This window comes from Sphingomonas lenta (genome assembly GCF_002288825.1).
GTDB lineage: Bacteria > Pseudomonadota > Alphaproteobacteria > Sphingomonadales > Sphingomonadaceae > Sphingomonas > Sphingomonas lenta.
This window is the reverse complement of record NZ_NSLI01000004.1, coordinates 433,805-459,772: the sequence shown is the minus strand read 5'-3', so window position 1 is coordinate 459,772 and position 25,968 is coordinate 433,805. Positions and strand designations below refer to the sequence as shown.

Below are 25,968 nucleotides of genomic sequence, written 5' to 3'. Positions count from 1 at the left end.
GCTGGGGCCCGTCGCTGGGGTGACGAGGTAGGAAGGTGCCGCCCCTCAAGCCGGCTCGTCCAGACTGTACCCCAGCCCGCGGATCGTGGTGATCACGTCCTGCCCCAGCTTCTTGCGGATGCGCGTCACGAACACCTCGATCGTGTTCGAGTCGCGGTCGAAATCCTGGTCGTAAATATGCTCGATCAGCTCAGTGCGGCTGACCACCTTGCCCTTGTGGTGGAGCAGGTAGCTCAAGAGCTTGTATTCCTGCGCCGTCAGCTTCACCGGCTCGCCCGCGCGGGTGACCTTGCCCGATCGCGTGTCGAGCCGGATGTCGCCGGCGGTGAGCTCAGACGACGCGTTGCCGGACGCGCGGCGGATCAGCGCGCGGAGCCGCGCGATCAGCTCCTCGGTCTGGAACGGCTTGGCGACGTAGTCGTCGGCACCCGCGTCGAGGCCCGCCACCTTGTCCGACCAGCTGTCGCGCGCGGTCAGCACGAGGACGGGCGCGGTGCGGCCCTCCTTGCGCCAGCGGTCGAGCACCGTCAGCCCGTCGATCTCCGGCAACCCCAAGTCGAGCACGATCGCGTCGTAGCTCTCGGTCGATCCGAGGAAGTGCCCCTCCTCGCCGTCGGTCGCGAGGTCGACGGCGTAGCCCGCGCCCTCCAGCGTGTTCTTGAGCTGCTGGCCTAGGTTGGGCTCGTCCTCGACGATCAATACGCGCAAAATCCGATCCCCTTTATCAGCGGGTGCGGCCGAGGACGTTGCCGGTGCGGCCGTCGACGTCGACCCAGATCACCCGTCCATCGCGCAGGAACTTGAGCGTGTAAACCGCCGCGCCGGAATCGAAGTCGAAGCCGATATATTGCGCGCCGCCCATGGATGGCACGACGCGGCGCTCGATCTCGCGCACGGGCAGGATGCGCCCCTCGCGCCGCGCCTCGAACGCCTGGCGCTGGTCGCGGTGGTGCTGCGCGGGCGCGGCCGTCGGCACGGCGAGCCCGATCAGCAGGAGGTAAGCCAACTTGGTCATAATTCCGATCGTTACGCGCAAGGCTTTGAACATGCTGTGAATGGGGCCGACAGGAACCCGCAACTTGCCGTCCGGGTCCCTCCCCCTTAGCTGCACGCGCATGGCCGCACCTGTTCTGTCGTACGAAGATCTCGGGCTCATCCAAGGTTCCGGCTGGCTGTTCCGCCACCTCGACCTTCATATCGGCGCGCGCGACCGCCTGGCGCTGATCGGGCGCAACGGCGCGGGCAAGACGACGCTCCTGAAGCTCATCGCCGACCGCATCGAGGCCGACGAGGGCCGCCGCACGATCGTGCCCGGCACGCGCGTCGTACTCCTGGAGCAGGAGCCCGACCTCCGCGCCCACGCCACGCTGGAGGATTATGTCCTCAGCGGCTCGGACGCCCCGCCCGCGCACGAGGCGGCCGCGATCGCCGACCAGCTCGGCATCGACCTGTCGCGCGACGCCGCCTCGGCGAGCGGCGGCGAGCGCCGCCGCGCGGCGATCGTGCGCGCGCTGGCGCAGGAGCCGCAGGTGCTGCTGCTCGACGAGCCGACCAACCATCTCGACCTCGCCGCGATCGAGTGGCTGGAGGACTGGCTGAAGCGCTTCACGGGCGCGTTCGTCGTCATCAGCCACGACCGCACCTTCCTCACCCGCCTCACGCGCCAGACGCTGTGGCTCGACCGCGGCTCCTTGCGCCGCAACGAGGTCGGCTTCGGCGGCTTCGAAGCCTGGACGGAGGCGGTGTACGCCGAGGAGGCGCGCGCCGCGGAAAAGCTCGACGCCAAGCTCAAGCTCGAGCTCCACTGGCTCCAGCGCGGCGTCACCGCCAGGCGCCGCCGTAATCAGGGGCGGCTCGAGAAGCTCAATCAGATGCGCGCGCAACGCGCCGCGATGATCGGGCCGCAGGGCGCGGCCAAGCTCGCCATCGAGTCGGACGACGTCCGCACCCGCTCCGTCATCACCGCGGACAAGGTCACCAAGCGCTACGGCGACCGCACCATCATCCGCGACTTCACCTTCAAGGTCACGCGCGGCGACCGCATCGGCATTGTCGGGGCGAACGGAGCGGGCAAGACGACGCTGCTCAAGCTGCTCACCGGCGAGGTCGAGCCTGACGAGGGCGGCGTCACGCTCGCCAAGACGCTGGACGGCGTGGTCATCGACCAGCAACGCACGCTGATGGCCCCCGAGAAGCGCGTGCGCGACGTGCTGGCGGAGGGCGGCGACTGGATCGAGGTCCGGGGCATCAAGAAGCACGTCCACGGCTATCTCAAGGAGTTCCTGTTCGACCCCAGTCTCGCCGACGCGCGCGTGGGCACGCTGTCGGGCGGCGAGCGGTCGCGGCTGCTGCTCGCGCGCGAGTTCGCCCGCGCGTCCAACCTCCTCGTGCTCGACGAGCCGACCAACGACCTCGACCTGGAGACGCTCGACCTGCTCCAGGAGGTGATCGCAGACTACGACGGCACGGTGATGATCGTCAGCCACGACCGCGACTTCCTCGACCGCACGGTGACGGTGACGCTGGGGCTCGACGGCAGCGGCTTCGTCGACGTGGTCGCGGGCGGCTACGAGGACTGGGTCGCCAAGCGCCGCCCGCGGGTCGAGGCGCGCAGGCCCGCCGCGTCGAAGCCGTCGCCCGCGGCCGAGCCGCCGACGCGGCCCGCCCGCGCCAAGCTGTCCTACAAGGACCAGCGCGACTACGACCTGCTGCCCAAGCGCATCGAGGAGATCGACGCCGCCATCGCGCGCGACGAGGCCAAGCTCGCCGACCCCGACCTCTACGCCCGCGACCCCGCCGGCTTCGACAAGCTCATGAAGGCGATCGAACGCGCCCGCGAGGAGAAGGACGCCGCCGAGCTCCGCTGGCTGGAGCTGGCGGAGCAGGTGGAGGCGCTGGCCTAGAGCCGCGCCAGCTTCGCCCGGAGCTGCGCCGCGCCCTTCGGGTTCCCGTCAGCCTCCAGCGCGGCGGCGTAGGAGGCGACGACGGCCGGGTTCATCGGCGTGAGCCGGTACGCCGCCGCGCCGTAGCGTCGCGCCACCGTGCCATCGCCGTCGGCGGCGTAGGCACGGGAGAGCTCGGCGAGCAGGCCGGCGTCGGTCGCGCCGATCCGGGCGCGCACGCCCTCCAGCGTCTCGATCGCGGCCTCCACGTCGCCCGTGCCGAGCTGCCATTGGCCGAGCAGGCGCTGGCCTAGCAGGCTATGCGGGTTCTGCGATAGGAAGAGCGACAGCGCGGCCGCGGCCTCGTCGATCCGCTTGGCGCGGCCGAGCGCGTCGACGAGGCGGAGCAGAGTCGGCTCGTCGAAGCGGAGGTCGGCGGCGCGGCGGTACGCGTCGGCGGCCTGACCCCAGCGCCCGAGCGCCGCGTGCGCGTCGCCGAGCGCGACATGCGCCGCGGGCGCGCCGGGCGCCGCGCGGACGAGCGCCTGCGCGGTCTGGACGGCGGCGGCGCCCCTGCCCCCGTCCGCCAGCCCGCGGATTAGGCCCAGCGCGAAGGTCGGGTCGTTCGGGCGGCTCGCGGCCGCGGCGGCGAGCGCGACGGGCGCGTCGGGGCTCGCGAACACCGCGGCGGGAGCCTGGCCGCCGCGCGCCGCACGGTCGAGCAGTGCCGCGGCGCGGACGCGGTCGCCCCGCGCCTCAGCCGCGCGCGCGGCGACGCTGAGTGCGTACGGGTCGGCGTCGGCCCGCTCCAGCACGGGACCGAGCACGTCGAGCGCCGCGCCCGCTTCGCCCGAGCGGAGAAGCGCGGCCGCGAGCAGGCTCCGCACGCGCAGGTTCATCGGCTGGCGCTCGAGCAGCGCGCGCCAGCGCTCGACCGCGCCGCCATAGCGGCCCGCGGCGTATTCGAGCGCGCCGGCGAGCAGCGCGCCGCCCGGCATCGACTCCACGTCGGACCCGGCGCGGCCCAGCACCGCGCGGGCGAGCTCGTGATTGCCCGCGCGCGCGGCGAGCACCGCCTGCAGATAGAGCGGCTGCGGCGCGCCCGGCTCGGCGAGCGCGGCGGCGCGGGCTGCGGCGAGCATGTCGCGGTGGCGGCCGAGCTCGCCCAGGGTCGCGGCGTACTCGATCAGCGCGGGATAGTGATACGCGTCGCGCCTCAGCGCCGCCTCGAACCAGGGGAGCGAAGCGAGCTGCCCGAAGCGGGCGCGGACCAGCTCGCCTTTAAGCGTCAGCGCGTGCGGGTCGTGGGGCGAGAGGGTCGCCGCGCGGCTCGCCGCCTCGTCGGCCGCGCCCACCTCGCCGCCCGAGAAGCGCAGGCGTCCGAGGTCCGCCCAAGCGCGCGCGTCGTTCGGGTCCGACCGGACCAGCGCCTCCAGCGTTTCGAGCGCCGCGCCCCGCCTGCCCTGCGCCGCGAACGCGCGGGCGCGGATGCGCGCGGCGTAGCCAGCATGCTCCGCCGGCGCGTGATCGAGTTCGCGCATCGCACCGACGGCGTCGCCCTGCAGCACGAGCGCGTGCGCGACCAAGTGGTGCAACGCACCGGCGGGTACGCCGAGTTCGCGCGCGCGCGTCAGCGCCGCCTGCGCCGCGCCGCCGTCCTCCAGCTCCAGGAACGCGCGGGCGAGCAGCAGCTGCGCCTCGACCGAGTTCCCGTCGGTTCGAAGCGCGGCTTGCGCGTTGTGGCGCGCCGCGTTGTAGTTGCCCTCGGCGAGCGTGCGCCGGCTCGCGGCGAGCGCTTGGGCCATGTCGACCGGCGCGGGCCGGGTGGCGGAGTACACGCCCGCCATCACGCCCAGGAACGCGAGCAGCGCGATCGCGATCGGCCGCGCACGACGGTGCAGTCGCGGCAGCTTCCATTTGAACCGGCGACGCCGACGGCGGAGCAGCGGATAAGTGGCCTCAGCCATGGAGGTCGTAGCTCTTCAGGAGGTCGTACAAGGTGGGTCGGCTGATCCCGAGCAGGCGCGACGCGCCGGAGATATTGCCCTCCGCGCGCGCCAGCGCCCGCGCGATGGCGCGGCGGTCCGCGCCCTCGCGCACGGCGCGCAGGTTGAGGAGCGCGTCGTCCGCCTCGCCGCCGTCCAGGTCCAAGTCGGCGGCCGTGATCCGTTTGCCTTCCGCCATGATGACGGCGCGCTTCACCCGGTTCTCCAGCTCGCGGACGTTGCCGGGCCAGCTCCAGGCGTCGACCGCGGCCGCCGCGTCGGGCGCGAGCCCGACCACGTCGCGGCCCAGCGCCTGCGCCTGCCGCTGGACGAAATGCCGCGCCAGCAGCCCCGCGTCACCCGACCGCTCGCGCAAGCTGGGGATGCGCACGACGATCTCGGCGAGCCGATAATAGAGGTCTTCGCGAAAGCGCCCGTCGGCGACCATCGCGTCCACGTCCTGATGCGTCGCGCAGACGACGCGCGTGTCGACGGGGATCGGCTTGCGTCCGCCCACCCGCTCGATCACGCGCTCCTGCAGGAAGCGCAGCAGCTTGACCTGGATGGGCAGCGGCACGTCGCCGATCTCGTCGAGGAACAAGGTGCCGCCGCTCGCCTGCTCGATCTTGCCCTCGACGGTGCGCACCGCGCCGGTGAACGCGCCCTTCTCATGGCCGAACAGCTCGCTTTCCAGCAGCGTCTCGGGGATGGCGGCGCAGTTGATCGCGACGAAACGGCCGGCGGCGCGAGGGCTCGCGTCGTGGAGCCCGCGCGCGAGCAGCTCCTTGCCCGTCCCGCTCGCGCCCAGCAGCATCACCGACACGTCGGCGGGCGCGACGCGCTCCAGCGTGCGCGTCACCTTCCCCATCTCGGGCGAGGCGTAGATCAGGCCGCCGAAGCCGCCCGCCGCACCCTGCGCGGCCAGCCGCCGATTCTCCGCCTCCAACGCGTGGACGTGGAAGGCGCGGGACACAATCAGGCCCAGTTGGTCGATGTCGATCGGCTTGGAGTAGAAGTCCCACGCGCCGTCGGCGATCGCCTTCAACGCGCTCTCGCGCGCGCCGTGGCCGGACGCGACGACGACCTTGGTGTCGGGCTTGAGCGCCAAGATCTCGGCCAAGCAGGCGAAGCCTTCCGCGACGCCGTCGGGGTCGGGCGGCAGCCCTAAGTCGAGCGTCACCACCGCGGGCTCGTGCAGCCGCAGCGCGTCGATGGCCGACGCGCGGTCGCCGGCCACGACGACCTCGTAATCGTCATAGGCCCATTTCAGCTGGCGCTGCAGGCCGGGATCGTCCTCGACGACGAGGAGCACGGGTTTGTCGGTCATGCCGCTTGTTCCATCTCGGGCGCGGCGGGCAGGACGATGCGGAAGCGCGTCCCCTCCCCTTCGCGGCTCTCCACCTCCAGCGCGCCACCCATCGCGCGGACGAGCTGCCGCGCCTCGAACGCGCCCAGCCCGAAGCCGCCGGGCTTGGACGAGCTGAACGGTCGGAACAGCCGGTCGCGGACGAACGCCGCCGACATGCCGCAGCCCCGGTCGGCGACCTCGACCACCGCGCGGCAGCCCTCGACACGCGCGCTGATCTCGACCGCGACGCCCGCTGGGCTCGCCTCCACTGCGTTCTGGACGAGGTGGCCGAGCGCCTGAGCGAGCGCCTGGGCGTCGGCGAGCGCAAACGGACGCCCGTTCGTTCGGGCGACCACGGGATGCTGCGCCCGACGCGACCGCGCGGCTTGCTCGGCGAAGTGCGCGAGATCCACCGGCTCGGCGACGCCGGCCGCCGCGGCGGGGCGGTGCGTCAGGCGCTGCACGAGCGCGGTCATGCGCTCCGCCGAGTCCTTCAGCGTCGCCACCATGTCGGCGCGGAACGCGGGGTCGTCGCCGTGCCGCTCGGCGTTGCGCGCGACCAGGCTCATCTGGCTCACCAAGTTTTTGATGTCGTGGAGGATGAAGGCGAAGCGCCGGTTGAACTCGTCGAAGCGCTCGACGTCGGCGAGCGCGACGTGCGCGCGATCCTCGGCCAGGTAGCTCGCCGCCTGCGCGCCTGCGAGGCGCAGCAGGTCGAGATCCTCCCAGTCGAGCGGCCGCGCCACCGGCGGCCGCGCGAGCAGGATCGCGCCGACCAGCACGCCCAGGTGCGTCAGCGGCACCAGCGCCCAAGCCTCGGCGCGCGCCGTCATCCACGCCGGCACCGCCGCGCGCTCTTCCGGGGGGGCCAGGCCGTCGCGCACGCGGTCGAGCTCGACGATCCGGCCCGTGCGCTCCAGATGTTCGGCGAGCGGCAGGTCCGGCGCGGCCCCGCCCTCCTCCCAGCGCCAGCCCGCCGCGGGCTCCAGTCCGTCATCGCCGCGCGCGAGCAGCAGCCCTGCGGGCGCGTCGACCAGGTCGGCGACCGCCTGGACGACGCGTTGGGGAAGCGGCCCGTCCTCGCCCGGCCGGCCGAGCGTGCCGGTGAACCGCGCCCAGGCGGATCGGTAATCATAGCGGTGGCCGAACAGGTGCTTCTCGACGACCACGCGCGTCCAGGCGCGCAGCCAGGAGGTGGAGGCGAGCACCGCTAGCGTCGTCGTCGCGCCCACCACGATCGCGGTCTGCGCGATGCGGGCCTCGGTCGGCGGGAGGTCGGCCGCCCAGCCCGTGGCGGCGACCACCGCCGCCATATAGAGGAACAGCGCCGCGCCGACGATCGCGCGCAGCCGCAATCCGCGGGACAGGCCGAAGCTGCGGTCGCCGCGCGGCGCCGCGGCGAGCGCGAAGGCAGCGCCGACGCCGAGCATCGTGACGCCGCGCGCGAGCACGAGCGTGGGCGTCCAGCCGATCAGGAAGCCGGGCGCGATCACGAACAGATCGACGCCCCATAGCATCGCGAGCGCGGCGGTCAGTCGCTCTTCCGGACCCCGCCGCCCCTCCGCGCGGCCCAGCAGGATCACGCCCGCGAGCGCCATCAGCATGCGCGAGCCGAGCTGCACGGGCGCGGGCGCGCCGACCACCGCCGTCACCATCAGCGCGACGGGGATGCCGGCAGCGAGCGCGAACGCCAGGAGCCGGGCGGGGCCGCGCCCGTCGGCGTCGTCCCGGGCAATGCGCAGCGCCGCCAGGAGCCAGACGAGGTCGCGCGCGCCCTCCGCCAGGCCGGCGGCGACGTGCGCGGGTCCCAGCCCGGCCACCGCCAGGAGCCAGGTCGCGGTGACGCACAACGCGGCCGGGACGATCCGGGGCGCGCCCGCCCGCGCGCTCGACAGCGCCAGCACGACGAACAAGAGCGCGGCGAGCGCATAGGTCCAGAGGATCAGCCCGGCGGTCATGCGGCCCTCACCGCGCGCCTTCCGGCCAGATCACGACCCGCAGCGTCTGGAGCAGGATGAGGAGGTCGAGGAAGGGCGAATAGTTCTTCGCGTAGTAGAGATCGTATTCCAGCTTCTCGCGCGCGTCCTCGATCGACGCGCCATAGGGGTAGTTGATCTGCGCCCAGCCGGTGATGCCGGGCTTCACCATGTGCCGCTCGGCGTAGAAGGGCAGGTGGTTCTCCAGGTCGGACACGAATTGCGGCCGCTCGGGCCTGGGGCCGACGAAGCTCATTTCGCCCTTCAGAACGGTCCAGGCCTGGGGCAGCTCGTCGATGCGTATCTTGCGGATGATCCGGCCGACGCGCGTCACGCGCGGGTCGTCCTCCGCCGCCCACACCGCGCGGCCGCCCACCTCCGCGTCCTGGCGCATGGAGCGCAGCTTGATGATCTCGAACGGCTCGTTGAATAGGCCGACGCGGCGCTGGCGGTAAAAGGCGGGACCGGGCGACTCGAGCTTGATGAGGAGCGCGGTGACGAGGATCACCGGCAACGTCAGCAGGAGCAGCAGGAGGCTGGCCGCGACGTCGAACGCGCGCTTGACCATGCTCGACAGCATGCGGCCCGACGCGAAGCCGTCCGAGAAGATGAGAAAGGACGGGTTCACGCTCGCCAGATCGATGCGCCCCGTCTCACGCTCCAGGAAGTTCGAAAGGTCGACGACCTGCACGCCGGTCGTCTTGACGCGGAGCAGGTCCTTGACCGGCAGCGCGTTGCGCCGCTCCTCCAGCGCCAGCACCACCTCGCTCGCGTGGAGGTCGACGACGTGGCTCGCCAGGCTCGGGATCGCGTCGCGCGGCGTCGCGTGCGCGACGACCGGCCGCGCCTCCCCCATCGCCACCACCCCCGCCACGACGAAATTAACTCCCGGCCTCCCCGCCAACTCAACAATCCGAGCCGCACGCGCGCCCGCGCCCAGCACCACGACGCGGCGCTTGAACGTGTCGCTCCCGAGCGCCCGGCCCAGGGCGGCGCGCACCGCCACCAGCAGCGCCGCGGCGATGAGCAGGGCGTAGAGCAGGTTCGACCGCCAGAAGCTGACCGACGGAACTAGGAAGAAGATGACGGACAGCCCGAGCAGGCCCAGCGCCACCGCGACCGCCAGCCGAGCCGCGGCAAAGCGCAAGGAGCGGAACGAGGCCGCCGAGTAGGCTCCGACGGCGACCAGCGCGATCTGGAGTGCTGCGGTGAAGATCAGCAGCTGCGGCAGGCGGTCCGTCACCGTGCCGGCGTCGATGTCGGCCTGCCGCGCGCGCAGCACCCAGCCCAGCTCGCCGGCCGCGAGCAGGCAGAGCGCGTCCACCAACCCCAGCAGCAGCACCGTGTGCGGCACGTAATGCTTGAACAGCCTGATCACCGCGCGGCCCCTGACCGTGTAAGCTTTTCCGACAGGCCATGTCGCACGGCGGGACTAACAAAGGGTGAAGCGGTCGCTTTCGGACACGAAACGACTTAGGAAGCCGCGAGATGCGAAGGGAAACGAGTCAGTGACGAACACCATCATCCCGGTGATCCTGTCGGGCGGATCGGGCACGCGGCTATGGCCCATGTCGCGGCCCGAGCGGCCCAAGCAGCTCTTGAGCCTGACGGCAGAGGAAACGATGCTGCAGCTGACGGCCAGGCGCGCCTGCGGCGAGCGCTTTGCCCGACCGATCGTGGTGGCGAACGCCCTGCACGCGGACATGGTGGAGGAGCAGCTGGCCCAAGCCGAGGCGCTCGCGCAGGCGCTGGTGCTGGAGCCGATGGGCCGCAACACCGCGCCCGCCATCGCGCTCGCCGCGGTGGCGGCGGGCGGCGGGCCCGAGCCGCTGCTCGTCATGCCGTCCGACCACGTCATCGGCGACGTGGACGCGTTCCACCGCGCGATTGAGGCGGCGCTGCCGCTCGTGCACCAGGGCTGGCTCGTCACCTTCGGCATCACGCCCGACCGGCCGGAGACGGGCTATGGCTGGATGCAGGTGGGCGAGGAGGTCGCGCCGGGCGTCCACCGCGTCGCCCGCTTCGTCGAGAAGCCGCCGCGCGACCGGGCGGAGGAGATGCTGGCGTCGGGCGACCATGTCTGGAACGGCGGCATCTTCCTGTTCCGCGCCGATATGTATCTGGCCGCCTTGGCCGCGCACGCGCCGGGCATGCTGGTCGCGGCACAGGACGCGATTGCGCGCGCGCGCGTCGAGGGCGGGCGCATCTTCCCGGACGCCGACGCCTTCGCGACCTCGCCGGCGGACTCGATCGACTATGCCGTGATGGAGAAGGCCGACCGGGTCGCGGTGGTCCCCGTCTCGATGGGATGGTCGGACGTGGGCAGCTGGGACGCGCTCCACGAGATCAGCGAACGCGACGAGGCCGGCAACGCGCACGGCGGCCAGGTGATCGCGATCGACACGAAGAACTGCCTCGTGCGCAGCGATGGCGTGCGCGTCGCCCTGGTCGGCGTGGAGGACCTGATCGTGGTCGCCAGCGGGCAGGACGTGCTGATCCTGCCGCGCGGGCGCAGCCAGGAGGTGAAGAAGCTGATCGAGGCTATGAAGGGCTCTTGAGCAGCCCCTCATGCTCCATGGCGGTACGGACGGAGTCGCGCGCCATGAGCTTGTCGCGGAAGCGCGCCAGCGGCTCCGGCGTGTCGATGCCCTGCTTCTGCGCCCAGGTGAGCATCACGAACAGGTAGAAGTCGGCGACGCCCGGCCGGTCGCCGAGCAGATACTCGCCCCGCATCCGGCCGGCCAGGAAACGCAGCTTGTCGGCGACCTGCTCCTTCGCGCGCGCCTTGTCCTCGTCGGAGCCGCCCTTGAACATGGGGCCGAACGCCTTGTGCACCTCGCCGCCGATATAGGCGAGCGCCTCGATCTGGCGCGTGTGGCCGAGCGGACCTTCGGGCTTCAGCGTCGCCGATTGATGCGCGATCCAGTCGAGCACGGCGACGTTCTCCGTGAGCACCTCGCCCGAGTCGAGCTGGAGTGCGGGGACGTAACCCTTCGGGTTCACCTCGCGATAGTCGCGGCCGTGCTCCGTCCGTTTCGACTTCAGGTCGACGCGTTCGTGCTCGAAGTCCATGCCGGCCTCGTGGAGCGCGATGTGGTCGGCGAGGCTGCATGCGCCGGGGCTGTAGTAGAGCTTCATTCGGTTCCTCCCGAGAACAACCAGGCGAGCAGCGCGGCGAGCGCCGCCGCGCCAAGCACGAGCTGCGGCGGCCGCAGCCGCGCGAAATGGAGCGGCGCGTTTCCCGCCAGCGCGGCGCGGCGGTCCGCCCAGGCGGCGAACAGGTAGCCGCCGATGAGCAGCATGAGCGCCCAGTCCGCGCGCGGCGCGACCAGCGCCAGGCCGGCGAGCGCGAAGTAGGTCGTCGAGCTCGCGATCTCGGACCAGGTCGAAGCGCGGTCGACGCCGAAGCCGAACCCGCGCCGCACGCCCGCGATGAAGGCGAGCACCAGCGCCGCCCAGATGATCGCCAGCCGGAGCGCGAACTCCGGCAGCATGCCCGCCCCGAACCATGCGCCGAGCGCGGCGACGACGAGCGGGAGCATGGGGCCGTAGCCGAGCACCGCGCTGTTGACGGGGATGCGGGGGTCGTCGGCGCGGGCGGGCATGGGCCGGGTAACGTGCCGCAGGACGGGAGAGTTGCGACTCAATCAGGAAGGCCGAGTTCCGCCCGCGTAAGCGACACGCCCAGCGAGCGGAGCTCTAGCTGCTCATCGCCGCGGAGCCACCGGTCGGACCACCCGTCGTCGTCCGACCGGCGCACCGCCCGCACCGCCCCCGTGATCGGGTCGATGAACATGATCTCTCGAACGCTGGGCAGAGCTTGATATTCCAGCAGCTTGACCTTTTGATCGTGGTCGGAGGTGGAGGGCGACAGCACCTCGATCAGCACCACTGGTCCGGCGCGCCCCGGGTCCTCTGGCCGGCCGATCGGGCCGCAATAAACGCTCACGTCCGGCAAGCGCATCGTGCGCTCCTCCGTCCGGAGCGGCATGTCCGAACCGACCGGCTCGCAACCCGAGCCGTCGAGCGCGTTGCCGAGATGCCGAATTAGGCGGGCCGCGATCAGCGCGTGCTCCGGCGTGCCGCCCGCCATCATGAAGATGATGCCGTCCTCCAGCTCCGCCTTGGCGTCGCCGAAGTCCATCCGGAGGAACTCCTCGACGGAGACGCGGCGGTAGGCGGGATCGAGCGCGATGGAAGCCATATGGACCATCTACTCCGCTCAGCCCGACAAAAGAAGGGCCGGAGCGGGTGCTCCGGCCCTTCCTTCGTTCGGTGGGCTGGCGCGGGCGAAGCCCGCGCTGGACGTCGGACGGGACTGCTGGACTGGCCAGCAGCCCGCCGGCCGAGCCTTCGCGAGTCCTGGGCCAGCGTGGCTGGCGCCAGGCCGCGTCGGCTTAGAAGTCCATCCCGCCCATGCCGCCGCCGGGCATGCCGCCGGCCGCCGGCTTGTCCTCCGGCAGCTCGGCCACCGTGGCCTCGGTGGTGATGAGCAGGCCGGCGACCGACGCCGCGTCCTGGAGGGCGGTGCGGACGACCTTGGTGGGGTCGATCACGCCGGCTTGGACCAGGTTCTCATAGGTGTCGGTCTGGGCGTTGAAGCCGAGCGTGGCGTCGCCGCCGTCGATCAGCTTGCCCGCGACCACCGCGCCGTCATGGCCGGCGTTCTGGGCGATTTGACGCACCGGGGCCTGCAGCGCGCGACGGATAATGTCGACGCCGCGGGTCTGGTCGTCGTTCTGGCCCTTCAGGCCCTCGAGCGCCTTGGTGGCGTAGAGCAGCGCGGTGCCGCCGCCGGGGACGATGCCCTCCTCGACGGCCGCGCGGGTCGCGTGCAGCGCGTCGTCGACGCGGTCTTTGCGCTCCTTCACCTCGACCTCGGTGGCACCGCCGACCTTGATCACGGCCACGCCGCCCGCGAGCTTGGCCAGGCGCTCCTGGAGCTTCTCGCGGTCATAGTCGGACGTGGTGTTCTCGATCTGCTGGCGGATCGCCTCCGTGCGCGCCTTGATGGCGGTCTCGTCGCCCGCGCCGTCCACGATCGTGGTGTTGTCCTTGTCGATGGTGACGCGCTTGGCGGTGCCGAGCATGCCGACCGTCACGTTCTCCAGCTTGATGCCGAGGTCCTCGGAGATCATCTCGCCGGCGGTGAGGATTGCGATATCCTCCAGCATCGCCTTGCGGCGGTCGCCGAAGCCCGGCGCCTTGACGGCCGCAACCTTGAGGCCGCCGCGCAGCTTGTTGACGACGAGCGTCGCGAGCGCCTCGCCCTCGATGTCCTCCGCGATGATCAGCAGCGGACGACCCGACTGCACCACCGCCTCGAGGATCGGCAGCATCGCCTGGAGGTTGGAGAGCTTCTTCTCGTGGATCAGGATGTACGGGTCGTTGAGCTCGACCGTCATCTTCTCCGGGTTGGTGATGAAGTAGGGCGACAGGTAGCCGCGGTCGAACTGCATGCCCTCGACGACGTCCAGCTCGAACTCGAGACCCTTGGCCTCCTCGACGGTGATGACGCCTTCCTTGCCGACCTTCTCCATGGCCTCGGCGATCTTCTCGCCGACCTCACGGTCGCCGTTCGCGGAGATGATGCCGACCTGGGCGATCTCCTGCGTGCCGGCCACGTCCTTGGACTGGCCCTTGATGTTCTCGACGACCGACTGAACGGCCATGTCGATGCCGCGCTTCAGGTCCATGGGGTTCATGCCGGCCGCGACCGACTTCATGCCCTCGCGCACGATCGCCTGGGCGAGCACGGTGGCGGTGGTGGTGCCGTCACCCGCGATGTCGTTCGTCTTGGACGCCACCTCGCGCAGCATCTGCGCGCCCATATTCTCGAACTTGTCCTTGAGCTCGATCTCCTTGGCGACGGTGACGCCGTCCTTGGTGATGCGTGGCGCGCCGAAGCTCTTGTCGATCACGACGTTGCGGCCCTTCGGCCCCAGCGTGACCTTGACCGCGTCGGCCAGGATGTCGACGCCCTTGAGGATCCGCTCGCGCGCGTCGCGCGAGAATTTCACGTCCTTGGCTGCCATGTGGCTACCCTTTCAGTCTGAGTGAGTTTGACGAGTTTGACACGGAATCAGGTATTGGGAGGGCCTCAGCCGACGATGCCGAGGATGTCCGACTCCTTCATGATCAGCAGGTCCTCGCCGTTGACGCGGACCTCGGTGCCCGACCACTTGCCGAACAGGATGCGGTCGCCGGCCTTGACCTCCAGCGGATGGACCTGGCCCTGCTCGTTGCGGGCGCCGGTGCCGGCGGCGACGATCTCGCCCTCCTGCGGCTTCTCCTTGGCGGTGTCGGGGATGATGATCCCGCCGGCGGTCTTCTCCTCGGCCTCGACGCGGCGCACCAGCACGCGGTCGTGCAACGGACGAAAGTTCATGGGCTTGCCCTTTTTCCGAATGTGACAGTTTTTAGCACTCTCCCTGCGGGAGTGCCAACGGACGCGGATTTGCTCCCGTCGATCGGACAATTCAAGAGGGGCCGAGCGCTTTTTCTGAACGGATCGTCAGGCGGGCAACAGCCCGAGTCGCTCGCGCGCGGCCCAGCGCCAGAGCAGCAGCCCGTACACGACCGCCACGCCCATCGCGAGCCCCCACCAGATGCCGGTCCCGCCCCAGCCCGCCTGGAACCCGAGCAGCACGGCGGTGCCGAAGCCCGCGACCCAGTAGCCGAACAGCGCCACGATCATCGGCACGCGCGTATCCTGCAGGCCGCGCAGCACGGCGGCGGCGACCACCTGGCCCCCGTCGAACAGCTGGAACATGGCGGCCACGAGGAGCAGCTGGACGGAGAGCGCGACGAGCCGGGCGTTCCCGGCCGCGCCCGCGTCGACGTACGCCGAGACGAACAGGCGCGGGAACAGGAGCAGCGCGGCCGCCGTCAGCGCCATGAACCCGACCGTCACGCCCAGGGCGACCCACCCCGCGCGCGCGATCCAGACCCGGTCGCCAGCGCCGTAACCTAAGCCGACGCGGATCGTCGCGGCCTGCGCAATGCCGAACGGCACCTGAAAGGCGATGGCGGCGATGTTGAGCGCGACCGCGTGCGCCGCGACCTCCATCACGCCGATCAGCCCCATCAGGAACCCCGCGCCGCCGAACAGCGCGCCCTCGAAGGTGAGCGTCAGCGCGATAGGGACGCCGAGCTTCACGATCTCGCGCAGGCGCGCCCACTCGGCCCGCCACCAGCGGCCGAACAGGCGGAAGCGCCGCAGCCTGCGGTCTAGCAGCAGGATCGCCGCATAAGCGAACAACATCGCGACCGTGGTCAGGACGCTGGCCAGCGCGGACCCCTCCAGCCCCAGCCGGGGAAAGCCGAGGTTGCCGAACACGAGGAGCCAGTTGGCCCCGACCGCGACGAGGAGCGCCATGACGTTGACCGCCATGGCGTAGGCCGGCCGGCCGAGCGCGGCCGCGGCGGTGCGCATCACGGACGCGGCGACGGCGGGGATCATGGCCCAGAGCAGGATGTCCATGAACGCGTCCGCCCGCTTAGCGACGCGCGCGTCCTGGCCCGCCAGCAGCAGCAGCGCCTCGCCGTTCGCGAGCAGCAGAAGGAACGGCGCGGCCGCGATGACGGTGAGCCACAGCGCCATGCGGAACGAGCGCCTGACCTCGCGCACCGCGTTGGCGCGCGCGCCCAGCTCGGCCGCGATCAGCGGGGCGGCGGCGCCCGTCATGCCGACCAGCGCCCACATGACGACGCTGTAGACGTAGACGCCCAGCGTCGCCGCGGCGAGCTCCACCTCGCCCAGCCTGGCGACGAAGACCACGTCCACCGCGTACACCGCCATCTGGAGCAGGTTGGCGACCACCAGCGGCCCCGCCAGCCGCACGAGCTCGCCCAGCTCCGCGCGGGCGGACGCGGGCGCGACGCCGGTCGCGGCGGGGAGGGGGACGGGCGCGGACATGAGGCGGGGTGCGTAGCGGAGGGTCTCCGCCTACTCAATTCCTCCCCCGCTCGCAGCGGGGGAGGGGGACCGCCGCAGGCGGTGGAGGGGGAGCTACGGGATACGGCATCGCCCTGTTCCCCCACCACCACGCCAGCAAGCTGGCGCGGTCCCCCTCCCCCGCCGTGGGCGGGGGAGGAACAAGAAAGCGTCTTGCGGGCCTATGACACCTCCGCCTACTATGTCCGCAAGCGGACGCGTCCCGTCCGAGGAGATCGAACACGTGAAGCTGGTACGCGGCGCCTGGCAGCTGTTGGTGGGGATCAAGGACGGGCTCGTCCTCCTGTTCATGCTGCTCTTCTTCGGGCTGCTGTTCGCGGCGCTGACCGCCCGACCGGGCGGCCGCGCGTTCGGCGAGGGCGCGCTGGTGCTCGACCTGAACGGGCCCATCGTCGAGCAGCCCGCCGAGGTGTCGCCCTTCGCCGCGCTGTCGGGCCAGCAGGTCGGTCGCGAGTACCGCCTGCGCGACGTGGTGCGCGTGCTGGACGCGGTGCGCACCGACGCGCGCGTCAAGGTGGTGGTGCTCGACCTCGACCGCTTCGGCGGCGGCTATCCCGCGACGCTGGCGGAAGTGCAGGACGCGATCCTGCGCGTGCGCGGCAGCGGCAAGCACGTGCTCGCCTACGCCACCGGCTACACCGACGGCGGTTATCGCCTGGCGTCGGCGGCGAGCGAGGTGTGGGTCGACCCGCTGGGCGGCACGATCTTCGCCGGGCCGGGCGGCACGCAGCCTTATCTGAAGGGTCTGCTTGATCGGCTGGGCGTCACCGCGCACGTGTATCGCGTCGGCACCTACAAGTCGGCGGTCGAGCCTTATACCCGCACCGACCAGAGCCCGGAGTCGAAAGAAGCGCTGGGCGCGGTCTACGGCGACATCTTGGAGGAGTGGCGGCAGGCGGTGCGCCGCGCGCGGCCGCGGGCGGGGATCGACCAGTTCCTGGCCCAGCCCGCGCAGGTGATCGTCGCGGCCGGCGGTAACATCGCGGAGGCGAACCGGCGCGCGGGGCTGGTCGACCGGCTGGGCGACCGCATCGCCTTCACCAAGCGCGTGGCGCAGCTCGCGGGCGAGGACACGTCCAAGACCGCGATCGGCTTCAAGCGCATCGGCTATGACCAGTTCCTGGCGGCCAACCCGCTCAAGTCCAGCGGCGACGCGATCGGCGTCGTCACGGTAGCGGGCACGATCGTCGACGGTCGCGCCGGGCCGGGCAGCGCCGCGGGCGACACGATCGCCAAGGCGGTGCTCGACGGCCTGAAGAAGCACGACCTAAAGGCGTTGGTGGTGCGCGTCGACTCGCCCGGCGGATCGGCGCTGGCGAGCGAGCGGATCCGCCAGGCAATCCTCGAGGGCAAACGCCGCGGCCTGCCCGTGGTCGTGTCGATGGGCGGGCTCGCGGCGTCGGGCGGCTACTGGGTCGCGACCGCGGGCGACCAGATCTTCGCCGAGCCGAGCACGATCACCGGCTCTATCGGCATCTTCGCCGTGCTGCCGACCTTCGAGCAGACGCTGGCCAAGATCGGCGTCAACGCCGACGGCGTGCGCACCACGCCCTTGTCGGGCCAGCCCGACCTGCTGGCGGGCACCAACCCGGTGGTCGACACCGTGCTGCAGGCGGGCATCGAGAACGGGTATCGCCAGTTCATCGCGCGCGTGGCGCAGGCGCGGCGCATGACGCCGCAACGCGTCGACCAGGTCGGCCAGGGCCGCGTCTGGTCGGGTGCGGACGCGCGGCAGCTGGGCCTGGTCGACCGCTTCGGCGGGCTGGAGGAGGCGGTGGCCGAAGCCGCGCGGCGCGCCCGGCTCGACGCAGGCTCGGTCCGCACCGTGTACTTGGAGAAGGAGCCGGGCTTCGCCGCGCAGCTCGCGCGCTCGTTCGGCGGCGACGACGAGGACGCGGGCGCGCCGACGGGCGACGCGTTCGGCCGCATCGCCGCCGAGCGCCGGGCGCTCGTCGCGCGCGCGCTGGCCGACGCCCGGGGCCTGCTCGCCGCGGGCACGGTGCAGGCGCGGTGCCTGGAATGCGTGGGCTTCGGCCCGGCGGCGGCGCGCGCGGACGACCTGCGGCTGCTCGACCTGGTGATGGCGAAGCTGGGCTGGTGACGATTGTCCGGCCCGCGCGGCCGGACGATGCCGCCGCGCTCGCGGCCATCTACGCGCCATACGTCACCGACGGTGTCGTCTCGTTCGAGCTGGAGCCGCCGGACGCGGCCGAGATGGCGCGCCGCATGGCGGCGGGCGGCGACCGTCACCCGTGGCTGGTCGCAGAGGCGGACGGCGCGGTGTGCGGCTACGCCTACGCGTCCCCGTTCCGGACGCGGGCGGCGTACGCCTGGGCGGTGGAGACGACGGTGTACGTCGCCGCCGACGTGCAAGGCCGTGGGTGCGGGCGGGCGCTCTACGCCGAGCTGCTGGACCGGCTGACGCGGCAGGGCTTCACCCAGGCCGTCGGCATCATCGCCCTGCCGAACGAGGCGTCGGTTGGCCTGCACAAGCGGCTCGGCTTCCGCTTCGTCGGCGTGAACGAGCAAGTCGGCTGGAAACACGGCCGCTGGATCGATGTCGGCGTCTGGCAGCGCCCGCTGGCCGAGCCCGGCGACCCGCCGCGCCCTCCCCGCCCCTTCCGCTAGCGCCGCCCGCGATAGGCCGGCAGCGCCAGCCGCCAGCGGATCGCCGCCGCCCGAAGCGCGAAGCCTGCCCCCGCCGCCAGCGCCGCCGCGAGGACCTGCGGCGCGCCGAGCGAGACCAGCACCACGTACAGCGCGGAGGCGAGCGCGGCGGCGGTGACGTAGAGCTCGGGCCGCATCAGGATGGACGGCTCGCTCGCCAGAACGTCGCGCAGGATGCCGCCTACGCACGCCGTCACCACGCCCATCAGCGCGGCCGGCACCGGCGGCACGCCTAGGCTAAGCGACTTGGCCGCGCCGAACACCGCGTACGCCGCCAGCCCCACCGCGTCGAACCAGTCGAGCGCGTCGCCCCGCCACCAGCGCTCCGGCGTCACCCAGATCAGGACCGCGACGAGCAGGCACAGCGCCGCCGGCCATGCGTCGCGCACCCAGAACACCGGCGCCCCGATCAGGAGGTCGCGCACCGTGCCCCCGCCGACCCCGGTGACGAGCGCGAAGAAGCAGAGCGTCACCATCGTCTGCCCCCGCCGCGCCGCCGCCAGCGCCCCCGACGCCGCGAACACGGCGAGCCCCGCGGCGTCCAGCCAGGGCAGCGCGATGGGGAGCACGGCGGAGGGGGTGAGCATGACAGTGGACCTAGCCGTGCGGGCCGATCCGGGAAACTACGGATCGAAGCGACGAGCCCGAGCCCCGCGAGCTCCGTAATGTTTGGAGCGGTGGCAAGTCGGTGTCCGGACCGCGACGGCGAAGCCGCCGCGTGACGTCGGACGAGATGGCCGGCTCGGCCGGCCACCCGCCGGCCGCGTAGCGCGCTGCGCGGCTTCGCCTGCGCAACGGCGCGGGCGTGGCCGCGCCTGCGCGCCACGCAAATGGGGGCCGACGTCGCCGCCGACCCCCGGTCGCCGCCCATTCGACGCCGCGCGGCCGCCATGGGGGGCATGCCGCAGGTCGCGCCGCTCGAGCGGCAGGCGATCAGGCCGGCGGATCATGGGGGACCCTGGCCTTTCCGCCTGTCTGGACCTTCGCGGCCGTACGGCGCCTGCGTGGGGGCGGGCGACCGCGTGGCCGTTTCGATCCGGACCCGGAGCGCGCCGCGCCTGAAAGAACGCCGCCCGATCCCGGTCCGCCGGTCGCTCGCCTCACCGCGTCTCCGCCGCTCGTCTGCTTCCGACAGGTGGATAGTCCCACCAGCGTCCGAGTCGGTCCAAATGGATTCGTTAGCGTTACGATTGTGGATAACGTGGATTGCGGGGATGAGAGCGCGACGGCGGAGCCGCCGCGTGACGTCGGACGAGTTGACCGGCTCGGCCGGCCACTCGCCGGCCGGGCTTGACTGCGCGCCTGCGGCGCGCACCGGCGCGGGCGGGGCCGCGCCTCGCCCGCGCCGTTGTTTTCTGTTCATGCAACCGGGTTTGCGAGGCGGACGTTACGCACCCATTCCGTTCTCCAATACCGTGTAAAGGAGTGTTCCATGCGTAAATTGATGCTCGCCCTGGGCGCGACCGCGATGGTCGTCCCCGCCCTCACCGTCGCCGACCCCGCCGACGCGCAGCGCCGGTACAAGTACCGCGAGTGGCGCGACGACCGCGGCCGCCTGCGCTGCCGCAAGCCCGACGGCACCACCGGCCTCGTCGTCGGCGGCGTGGCGGGCGCGCTGCTTGGCCGCACCATCGACACGCGCGGCGACCGCACGCTCGGCACGCTGGGCGGCGCCGCGGCGGGCGCGCTCGCCGGCCGCGCGATCGAGCGGGAAACCAGCGGCCGCCGCTGCCGTTAAGGCCAGCGGTCGACCGACCCGAGGGGCGTCGCGATCCGATCGCGGCGCCCCTTTCTTCTTGGGAGAACGAACATGCCGACACGTTCCGCGACCGCGCGCTATCAGGGGATGGGCAAGGAGGGCCAGGGCTATGTCTCGACGCAGTCGGGCGTGCTCGCCGACAGCCGCTACGGCTTCGGCACGCGCTTCGAAGACGGGCCCGGCACCAACCCGGAGGAGCTGCTCGCCGCCGCGCACGCCAGCTGCTTCACCATGGCGCTCGCGTTCCAGCTCGCGGGCGCGGGCTTCAGCGACGGCACGCTCGACACGGAATGCAAGGTTTCGCTGGAGAAGGACGGCGAGGGCTTCACCATCACCAAGTCCGCGCTGACGCTCCGGGCGCAGGTTGGCGGGATCGAGCGGGCCCAATTCGACGAGCTCGCGCGGAAGGCCAAGGAGAACTGCCCGCTGTCCAAGGTCATCGACGCGGAGATCACGCTGGACGCGACGCTCGCCTGAGCGCTTTCGGCCATGTGAACGAAACGTAGTTTACCGTTCACGCAACTTGGGCCGGCGGATGGCGGTTATGTCAGCATCCCTTTCCGAAGGAGTGTGCACATGCGTATCATGCTTTCCGCCGCGCTCGCCGCAACGACGCTGACGGCGATCCCCGCCGCGGCCCAGACCCGTCAGGAGTATCGCGACGACCTGCGCGACGCCCGTCAGGAGTATCGCGAGGACCTGCGCGACGCCGACGACCGCCGCGAGGCGCGCGAGGCCCGGCGCGAATATCGCCGGAACGTCCGCGAGGCGCGCCGCGACTATCGCCAGTACAACCGCTACGACTACAACCGCTACGAGCCCGGCCAGAATCGTTACTATGCCGATCGCTACTACCGCGACGGCCGCTACTACCAGCCGCGCTACCTGTCGCGGAACGACCGCGTCTATCGCGGGCAGGACGGCCGCTATTACTGCCGCCGCAACGACGGCACGACGGGCCTGATCATCGGCGGCGTGGCCGGCGGCGTGCTCGGCAACCTGATCGCGCCGGGCGGGTCGAACCTGCTCGGCACGCTGCTCGGCGGCGGCGGCGGCGCGCTGCTCGGCCGCGCGATCGAACGGCGCGAGGTGCGTTGCCGCTGATGCGTATCTGTCGGCGGCGATCCGGGGCTCGGCGGGAACCACCCGCCGGGCCCTTTTTCGTGCGACGTTCACCATGTTCGGAGACGGTTTCTTAACACCTGGCCGTCCAGGGTCAGAGTTACCCGCGTGTTAAGGATCGCCCATGCGCCAGTCCGTCGTCCTCGCCGTCCTTCTCGCGCTCGCCGCTTGCAACCAGGGAACGGACAACTCCGACGAGCTCGCCCGGCTCGACAACGAGCTGGCCGGCGTCAACGCCGCCGATCCGGCGCGCGACCCGGCGGTCGCGGCGGCGCTGCAGGACCAGATCATGGTCGATCCGCGCCTGACGCAAGGGTCCAACGCCAACGCGATCCGCCCGCCCAACCGGCCGGACGGCGGCGCGACAGCACCCGTCGACATCGCCGCCAGGTCCGACGCGCCCGCACCCGCCGGGCTGGCGTCCGCCCCCGACGCGAAAACTGACTGCCCCGAGTGCCGCCGCCGCGACGACGCGCTGACTTTGGGCGCGCTCGCGGAAGGGAACGGCATGGCGGCGTGCGCGAACCGCATCCGCTACTCGGCCGGCTGGGCCAACCGCCTGCCCGCCGCGGCCGCGCTCTACCCCAACGCGCGTGTGGTCGAGGCCGCCGGCACCGACGAGGCCGGCTGCTCGCTTCGCGTCGTCACCTTCCGCAGCTCGGCCCCGCTGAAGCAGCTCGCCGACTGGTACTACACGCGCGGCCGCAAGGCGGGCTATTCCGCCGAGCATCGCGCCGAGGACGGCACGCACGTCGTCGGCGGCGTGCGGGGCCAGGCGGCCTATCTCGCCTATCTCCGCCCGCGCGGCGACGGCGGGACGGACGTGGACTTGGTCGCCAACGGCGGCTGAGCCCGCTAGGGCGGGGCGATGCCCTCCCCTTCCCCCACCGACGTCCGCCAGTTCACCGTCGCGCCCGACGACGACGGCATCCGCGTCGACCGCTGGTTCAAGCGGCACCTGCCCGACACGAGCTTCACGATCGTCGCCAAATGGGCGCGCACCGGCCAGCTCCGCCTCGACGGCGCGCGTGTGGGGCCGGGCGACCGCATCGCGGCCGGCCAGACCCTGCGCGTGCCGCCCGCCGAGCCGGTCCGCGCCGACGGCCCCGCCAAGCGCGAGCGTCTGCCGCTCAGCGCCGACGAGATGGCCTTCGCGCGCGAGATGGTGATCCACCAGGACGCGGCCGCGCTCGTGCTCAACAAGCCGCCGGGGCTCGCGACGCAAGGCGGCACCAAAACGACCGCGCATGTCGACGGCCTGCTCGAGGCGTTCCGCGAGGGCGAGAGCCGCCCCAAGCTCGTCCACCGTCTCGATAAGGACACCAGCGGCGCGCTGCTCGTGGCGCGTACCGCGCGCGCGGCGGCGTTCTTCGCCAAGGCATTTTCCAGCCGCACCGCGCGCAAGACCTATTGGGCGCTCGTCGTCGGCGTCCCCTCGATCGACGACGGCACGGTCGAGCTGCCCATCGCCAAGCAGCCCGGCACTGGCGGTGAGAAGATGCACGTCGACGAAGCCGAGGGGCAGCCCGCCCGCTCGCGCTACCGCGTCGTCGAGCGCGCGGGCAACCGCTGCTGCTGGGTCGAGCTCCAGCCCTTCACCGGCCGCACGCACCAGCTGCGCGTCCACATGGCCGCGATCGGCCACCCCATCGTCGGCGACGGCAAATATGGCGGCCCCGCGGCGTTCCTGACGGGCGGCATCAGCCGCAAGATGCACCTCCACGCCCGCCGCATCCGCGTCGACCACCCCGACGGCGGCGCGCTCGACGTGACGGCGGAGCTGCCGGTGCACTTTCGCGAGAGCCTCGTCTCGCTCGGCTTCGAGGAGGTCGCAGGCAACTTCCTCCCCGACGACGAGGTCAAGGGCCCGCCGCCCAAGTCGGTCCTGAAGCAACGGGCGAAGGCTCACGCCAAGACGGTCCGCAAGGCACGCCGGGGCGAGCGGCGCGGGCGGGGTTCTTAAGGCTGCGAACCGCCTTTCCCTGATCTCAAGCCGGCCCTATGCACGCCGAATGCCCCCGCCCGTCCGCCTCGCCATCTTCGACTGCGACGGGACGTTGGTCGATAGCCAGGCGAACATCTGCCGCGCGATGGAGCACGCCTTCTCGCTCCACCGCCACGAGCCGCCGCCGCGCGCCGCGATCCGGCGGATCGTGGGATTGAGCCTCGTCGAGGCGGTGCGCGCGCTGACGCCGCACGAGAACGACGTGTTCCACCGCGCGCTGGCGGCGGATTACAAACAGGCCTTCTTCACGCTCCGGACCGAGAACCGGCTCGACCCCGAGCCGCTGTTCGACGGCGTGGCGGAGACGCTGGACCAGTTGCTCGATCTCGGCTGGACGCTGGGCGTCGCGACGGGGAAGTCGGACCGCGGGCTCGCGCACATCCTCGCGCACCACGGCATCGCCGACCGCTTCGTGACACTCCAGACCGCCGACCGCCACCCGTCCAAGCCCGATCCGTCCATGGCGCTCGCCGCGATGGCGGAGGCGGGGGCCGAGCCGGAAGCCACCGCGATGATCGGCGATACCAGCTTCGACATGGCGATGGGCAAGGCCGCAGGGGCGCGTGCGGTGGGCGTGGCCTGGGGCTACCACCGGCCGAGCGAGCTCATCGACGCGGGCGCGGACGTCGTCGCGACGGACGCGCGTACGCTACCCCAGCTGTTGGGGCCGCGGCTATCGGAGGCGTCATGACCGATCCCGACACGCTGGCGCGGCAGCGCTACTATACGATGATGGCCGTCGAGATTGCCGGCGTCGCGGGCGCGGTGTTCGGCCTCTACATCATCGGCCGCAGCGTCGACGTGCTGCCGCGCGTGATCGGGGCGGGGATCGTCCTCTCGGCGCTGCTGATGATCGCCGTCGTGCCGAAATCCATGGCGCGCCGCTGGCGGACGCCGCCCGAGTGAAGCGTTTCTGGAAAGAGGTCGGGATCGGCCCTACCCTAGTCGTCGTGCTCGACGGCCGGCCCGTGCGCACGCCCGGCCGCGCGCCGCTCGCGCTGCCGACGGAGGCGCTGGCGGAGGCGGTCGCGGGCGAGTGGCGCGACGTGGGCGACGAGGTCGATCCGCGCCTGATGCCGCTGACCGGCCTCGCCAACGCCGCGATCGATCGCGTCGAGCCGGAGCGCTCGGCGTTCGCGGCGGCGCTGTCGCGCTACGGCGAGGGCGACCTGCTCTACTATCGCGCGGACGGGCCCGCCGAGTTGATTCAGCGCCAGGCCGCGGCGTGGGATCCGGTGCTCGACTGGGCGCGGGGCCGGTACGACGTGCATTTCGAGCTCGCGACGGGCGTCATGCACCGCGCCCAGCCGCCCGCGACCGTGCAACGGCTCGCCGACGCGGTGGGCGCGCTCGATGCCTGGGCGCTGGCGGGCCTGTCGCCCGTGGTGACGATCACCGGCTCGCTGATCCTGCCGCTCGCGCTCGTCGAGGGCGCGCTCGCGCCGGATGCGGTCTGGGCGGCGGCCAGCTTGGACGAGGACTGGCAGGAGGAGAAGTGGGGCGAGGACGCGCTCGCGACCCAATCGCGCGAAGGTCGGCGGCGCGAGTTCGATGCGGCGGTGCGCTTCCTGACCGCTGCGGGCGCGGTCAGGACTTCGTAGTTAGTTTTCTGATAAACCCGATCAGCCCCGTCTGCCGCGAGCGCTTCAGCCGCTCGGCGTGGAGGATGGTGCGGACGTTCTCGAAGCAGCGCTCCACGTCGTCGTTGACGAGGACGTAGTCGTACCCGTCCCAGTGGCTGACCTCGGTCGCGGCGCGGCTCATGCGGCCGCTGATCACTTCCTGGCTGTCGGTGGCGCGACGCTGGAGCCGTTCGTGCAGCTCCTCCATCGATGGCGGCAGGATGAACACGCGCACCACGTCGCCGCCCGCGATCTGGTGGAGCTGCTGCGCGCCCTGCCAGTCGATGTCGAACAGCACGTCGCGGCCGGACTTGAGCATCGCGTCCACGGGCGCGCGCGGCGTGCCGTAGCGGTGGCCGAACACGTGCGCCCATTCCAGGAACTCGTGGTCGGCGACCATGCGGCGGAACTCGTCCAGGTCGACGAAGTGGTAGTCGCGCCCGTTCTCCTCACCCGGGCGCATCGGCCGCGTGGTCGCGGACACGGACAGGCCCAGCTCGGGCTCGGCGGCGAGCAGCTTACGCGCGATCGTCGACTTGCCGGCGCCGCTCGGCGAGGAGAGCACGAACAGGACGCCCCGGCGCTTCATGCCGTGCGGGTCGGTGAGGGTGCGGACCATGCGCGCCCTTGGGCCGGAGTCGTAAC

At 71.9% G+C, this 25,968-nt stretch carries 26 protein-coding genes; 12 read left to right on the top strand and 14 right to left on the bottom strand.

Features of this window, described 5'->3' with window-relative positions; genetic code table 11:
- Window positions 1-45: 45 nt before the first annotated feature.
- Together CKY28_RS14405 and CKY28_RS14400 are read right to left on the bottom strand one after the other, a co-directional pair.
- On the bottom strand, window positions 46-708 hold the full coding sequence (locus CKY28_RS14405) for a response regulator transcription factor (RefSeq protein ID WP_095999046.1): 663 nt from the start codon (window positions 706-708) through the stop codon (window positions 46-48).
- Between the two features lie 16 nt (window positions 709-724).
- Complete coding sequence (locus CKY28_RS14400; protein WP_176473110.1) at window positions 725-1,015, bottom strand: PepSY domain-containing protein; 291 nt, start codon at window positions 1,013-1,015, stop codon at window positions 725-727.
- Between the two features lie 100 nt (window positions 1,016-1,115).
- Between CKY28_RS14400 and CKY28_RS14395 the strand changes: the two genes are divergently transcribed.
- Window positions 1,116-2,903: an ABC-F family ATP-binding cassette domain-containing protein gene (locus CKY28_RS14395; protein ID WP_095999044.1), complete on the top strand. Its 1,788-nt coding sequence runs from the start codon at window positions 1,116-1,118 to the stop codon at window positions 2,901-2,903.
- On the opposite strand, the gene CKY28_RS14390 is transcribed toward CKY28_RS14395, so the two are convergent.
- Genes CKY28_RS14390 through CKY28_RS14375 form a run of 4 tightly spaced genes read right to left on the bottom strand, consistent with a single transcriptional unit; the run spans window position 2,900 to window position 9,569 of the window.
- Complete coding sequence (locus tag CKY28_RS14390; RefSeq protein WP_095999043.1) at window positions 2,900-4,849, bottom strand: tetratricopeptide repeat protein; 1,950 nt, start codon at window positions 4,847-4,849, stop codon at window positions 2,900-2,902. The genes CKY28_RS14395 and CKY28_RS14390 overlap by 4 nt on opposite strands.
- On the bottom strand, window positions 4,842-6,194 hold the full coding sequence (gene prsR / locus CKY28_RS14385; RefSeq protein ID WP_095999042.1) for a PEP-CTERM-box response regulator transcription factor: 1,353 nt from the start codon (window positions 6,192-6,194) through the stop codon (window positions 4,842-4,844). The genes CKY28_RS14390 and prsR overlap by 8 nt, the downstream gene beginning before the upstream one ends.
- The gene (prsK, locus tag CKY28_RS14380; RefSeq protein ID WP_095999041.1) at window positions 6,191-8,173 is read right to left on the bottom strand and encodes an XrtA/PEP-CTERM system histidine kinase PrsK; all 1,983 of its coding nucleotides are present in this window, start codon (window positions 8,171-8,173) and stop codon (window positions 6,191-6,193) included. The genes prsR and prsK overlap by 4 nt, the downstream gene beginning before the upstream one ends.
- A gap of 7 nt (window positions 8,174-8,180) precedes the next feature.
- Complete coding sequence (locus CKY28_RS14375; RefSeq protein WP_095999040.1) at window positions 8,181-9,569, bottom strand: TIGR03013 family XrtA/PEP-CTERM system glycosyltransferase; 1,389 nt, start codon at window positions 9,567-9,569, stop codon at window positions 8,181-8,183.
- Between the two features lie 130 nt (window positions 9,570-9,699).
- On the opposite strand from CKY28_RS14375, the gene CKY28_RS14370 reads away from it, so the two are divergent.
- Window positions 9,700-10,749, top strand: a complete 1,050-nt coding sequence (locus tag CKY28_RS14370) for a mannose-1-phosphate guanylyltransferase/mannose-6-phosphate isomerase (protein ID WP_281253250.1) — start codon at window positions 9,700-9,702, stop codon at window positions 10,747-10,749.
- On the opposite strand, the gene CKY28_RS14365 is transcribed toward CKY28_RS14370, so the two are convergent.
- From CKY28_RS14365 to CKY28_RS14340, 6 genes are all read right to left on the bottom strand, one after another.
- Window positions 10,733-11,329 carry a glutathione binding-like protein gene (locus tag CKY28_RS14365; RefSeq protein WP_095999039.1) on the bottom strand — a complete coding sequence of 199 codons (597 nt, stop codon included), beginning with the start codon at window positions 11,327-11,329 and terminating at the stop codon, window positions 10,733-10,735. The two genes, CKY28_RS14370 and CKY28_RS14365, sit on opposite strands and share 17 nt — an antisense overlap.
- The gene (locus CKY28_RS14360) at window positions 11,326-11,796 is read right to left on the bottom strand and encodes a DUF3429 domain-containing protein (protein WP_095999038.1); all 471 of its coding nucleotides are present in this window, start codon (window positions 11,794-11,796) and stop codon (window positions 11,326-11,328) included. Before CKY28_RS14360 ends, CKY28_RS14365 begins: the two co-directional genes overlap by 4 nt.
- 38 nt (window positions 11,797-11,834) lie before the next feature.
- Window positions 11,835-12,395 (bottom strand): Uma2 family endonuclease, encoded by a 561-nt coding sequence (locus CKY28_RS14355; protein ID WP_176473109.1) that lies wholly within the window; start codon window positions 12,393-12,395, stop codon window positions 11,835-11,837.
- Between the two features lie 193 nt (window positions 12,396-12,588).
- Window positions 12,589-14,226 (bottom strand): chaperonin GroEL, encoded by a 1,638-nt coding sequence (groL, locus tag CKY28_RS14350; protein ID WP_095999036.1) that lies wholly within the window; start codon window positions 14,224-14,226, stop codon window positions 12,589-12,591.
- Between the two features lie 65 nt (window positions 14,227-14,291).
- Window positions 14,292-14,579 carry a co-chaperone GroES gene (groES, locus tag CKY28_RS14345; RefSeq protein WP_095999035.1) on the bottom strand — a complete coding sequence of 96 codons (288 nt, stop codon included), beginning with the start codon at window positions 14,577-14,579 and terminating at the stop codon, window positions 14,292-14,294.
- A gap of 126 nt (window positions 14,580-14,705) precedes the next feature.
- Complete coding sequence (locus CKY28_RS14340) at window positions 14,706-16,109, bottom strand: MATE family efflux transporter (RefSeq protein WP_095999034.1); 1,404 nt, start codon at window positions 16,107-16,109, stop codon at window positions 14,706-14,708.
- Window positions 16,110-16,371: 262 nt separating this feature from the next.
- Between CKY28_RS14340 and sppA the strand changes: the two genes are divergently transcribed.
- Window positions 16,372-18,249 (top strand): signal peptide peptidase SppA, encoded by a 1,878-nt coding sequence (gene sppA, locus CKY28_RS14335; protein WP_095999251.1) that lies wholly within the window; start codon window positions 16,372-16,374, stop codon window positions 18,247-18,249.
- Window positions 18,246-18,776 carry an arsinothricin resistance N-acetyltransferase ArsN1 family B gene (locus CKY28_RS14330; protein WP_095999033.1) on the top strand — a complete coding sequence of 177 codons (531 nt, stop codon included), beginning with the start codon at window positions 18,246-18,248 and terminating at the stop codon, window positions 18,774-18,776. Before sppA ends, CKY28_RS14330 begins: the two co-directional genes overlap by 4 nt.
- Here the strand turns inward: CKY28_RS14330 and CKY28_RS14325 are convergent.
- The gene (locus tag CKY28_RS14325) at window positions 18,773-19,402 is read right to left on the bottom strand and encodes a trimeric intracellular cation channel family protein (RefSeq protein WP_095999032.1); all 630 of its coding nucleotides are present in this window, start codon (window positions 19,400-19,402) and stop codon (window positions 18,773-18,775) included. The two genes, CKY28_RS14330 and CKY28_RS14325, sit on opposite strands and share 4 nt — an antisense overlap.
- Before the next feature lie 845 nt (window positions 19,403-20,247).
- Between CKY28_RS14325 and CKY28_RS14320 the strand changes: the two genes are divergently transcribed.
- The 8 genes from CKY28_RS14320 (at window position 20,248) to CKY28_RS14285 (ending at window position 25,302) form a co-directional block, all read left to right on the top strand.
- The gene (locus CKY28_RS14320; RefSeq protein ID WP_095999031.1) at window positions 20,248-20,553 is read left to right on the top strand and encodes a glycine zipper 2TM domain-containing protein; all 306 of its coding nucleotides are present in this window, start codon (window positions 20,248-20,250) and stop codon (window positions 20,551-20,553) included.
- A 72-nt stretch (window positions 20,554-20,625) separates the two neighbouring features.
- On the top strand, window positions 20,626-21,051 hold the full coding sequence (locus tag CKY28_RS14315) for an OsmC family protein (RefSeq protein WP_095999030.1): 426 nt from the start codon (window positions 20,626-20,628) through the stop codon (window positions 21,049-21,051).
- A gap of 99 nt (window positions 21,052-21,150) precedes the next feature.
- Window positions 21,151-21,678, top strand: coding sequence for a glycine zipper 2TM domain-containing protein (locus CKY28_RS14310; protein ID WP_095999029.1), 528 nt, complete (start codon window positions 21,151-21,153; stop codon window positions 21,676-21,678).
- 142 nt (window positions 21,679-21,820) lie between these two features.
- Window positions 21,821-22,546, top strand: coding sequence for a hypothetical protein (locus tag CKY28_RS14305; RefSeq protein WP_095999028.1), 726 nt, complete (start codon window positions 21,821-21,823; stop codon window positions 22,544-22,546).
- 18 nt (window positions 22,547-22,564) lie between these two features.
- Window positions 22,565-23,659, top strand: coding sequence for an RluA family pseudouridine synthase (locus CKY28_RS14300; protein ID WP_095999027.1), 1,095 nt, complete (start codon window positions 22,565-22,567; stop codon window positions 23,657-23,659).
- A gap of 49 nt (window positions 23,660-23,708) precedes the next feature.
- Complete coding sequence (locus tag CKY28_RS14295; protein WP_095999026.1) at window positions 23,709-24,392, top strand: HAD-IA family hydrolase; 684 nt, start codon at window positions 23,709-23,711, stop codon at window positions 24,390-24,392.
- Entirely contained in the window at window positions 24,389-24,607 is a 219-nt protein-coding gene (locus CKY28_RS14290) for a hypothetical protein (RefSeq protein WP_095999025.1), read from the top strand. Before CKY28_RS14295 ends, CKY28_RS14290 begins: the two co-directional genes overlap by 4 nt.
- A complete protein-coding gene (locus CKY28_RS14285; RefSeq protein ID WP_095999024.1) occupies window positions 24,604-25,302 on the top strand; it encodes an ATP12 family chaperone protein in 699 nt (232 codons plus the stop codon). Before CKY28_RS14290 ends, CKY28_RS14285 begins: the two co-directional genes overlap by 4 nt.
- Here the strand turns inward: CKY28_RS14285 and gmk are convergent.
- Window positions 25,289-25,942, bottom strand: a complete 654-nt coding sequence (gene gmk / locus CKY28_RS14280) for a guanylate kinase (protein ID WP_095999023.1) — start codon at window positions 25,940-25,942, stop codon at window positions 25,289-25,291. The genes CKY28_RS14285 and gmk overlap by 14 nt on opposite strands.
- Window positions 25,943-25,968: the final 26 nt, after the last annotated feature.

Excerpts from the sequence above, each read along its gene's own strand:
- CKY28_RS14355 (WP_176473109.1), bottom strand. The coding sequence starts at position 12,395 with ATGGCTTCCATCGCGCTCGATCCCGCCTACCGCCGCGTCTCCGTCGAG.
- prsK (WP_095999041.1), bottom strand. The coding sequence starts at position 8,173 with ATGACCGCCGGGCTGATCCTCTGGACCTATGCGCTCGCCGCGCTCTTG.
- groL (WP_095999036.1), bottom strand. The coding sequence starts at position 14,226 with ATGGCAGCCAAGGACGTGAAATTCTCGCGCGACGCGCGCGAGCGGATC.
- CKY28_RS14300 (WP_095999027.1), top strand. The coding sequence starts at position 22,565 with ATGCCCTCCCCTTCCCCCACCGACGTCCGCCAGTTCACCGTCGCGCCC.
- CKY28_RS14315 (WP_095999030.1), top strand. The coding sequence starts at position 20,626 with ATGCCGACACGTTCCGCGACCGCGCGCTATCAGGGGATGGGCAAGGAG.
- CKY28_RS14295 (WP_095999026.1), top strand. The coding sequence starts at position 23,709 with ATGCCCCCGCCCGTCCGCCTCGCCATCTTCGACTGCGACGGGACGTTG.
- CKY28_RS14310 (WP_095999029.1), top strand. The coding sequence starts at position 21,151 with ATGCGTATCATGCTTTCCGCCGCGCTCGCCGCAACGACGCTGACGGCG.
- CKY28_RS14360 (WP_095999038.1), bottom strand. The coding sequence starts at position 11,796 with ATGCCCGCCCGCGCCGACGACCCCCGCATCCCCGTCAACAGCGCGGTG.
- CKY28_RS14290 (WP_095999025.1), top strand. The coding sequence starts at position 24,389 with ATGACCGATCCCGACACGCTGGCGCGGCAGCGCTACTATACGATGATG.
- gmk (WP_095999023.1), bottom strand. The coding sequence starts at position 25,942 with ATGGTCCGCACCCTCACCGACCCGCACGGCATGAAGCGCCGGGGCGTC.
- CKY28_RS14400 (WP_176473110.1), bottom strand. The coding sequence starts at position 1,015 with ATGACCAAGTTGGCTTACCTCCTGCTGATCGGGCTCGCCGTGCCGACG.
- CKY28_RS14395 (WP_095999044.1), top strand. The coding sequence starts at position 1,116 with ATGGCCGCACCTGTTCTGTCGTACGAAGATCTCGGGCTCATCCAAGGT.
- CKY28_RS14320 (WP_095999031.1), top strand. The coding sequence starts at position 20,248 with ATGCGTAAATTGATGCTCGCCCTGGGCGCGACCGCGATGGTCGTCCCC.
- CKY28_RS14305 (WP_095999028.1), top strand. The coding sequence starts at position 21,821 with ATGCGCCAGTCCGTCGTCCTCGCCGTCCTTCTCGCGCTCGCCGCTTGC.
- CKY28_RS14390 (WP_095999043.1), bottom strand. The coding sequence starts at position 4,849 with ATGGCTGAGGCCACTTATCCGCTGCTCCGCCGTCGGCGTCGCCGGTTC.
- CKY28_RS14325 (WP_095999032.1), bottom strand. The coding sequence starts at position 19,402 with ATGCTCACCCCCTCCGCCGTGCTCCCCATCGCGCTGCCCTGGCTGGAC.
- groES (WP_095999035.1), bottom strand. The coding sequence starts at position 14,579 with ATGAACTTTCGTCCGTTGCACGACCGCGTGCTGGTGCGCCGCGTCGAG.
- CKY28_RS14340 (WP_095999034.1), bottom strand. The coding sequence starts at position 16,109 with ATGTCCGCGCCCGTCCCCCTCCCCGCCGCGACCGGCGTCGCGCCCGCG.
- CKY28_RS14365 (WP_095999039.1), bottom strand. The coding sequence starts at position 11,329 with ATGAAGCTCTACTACAGCCCCGGCGCATGCAGCCTCGCCGACCACATC.
- prsR (WP_095999042.1), bottom strand. The coding sequence starts at position 6,194 with ATGACCGACAAACCCGTGCTCCTCGTCGTCGAGGACGATCCCGGCCTG.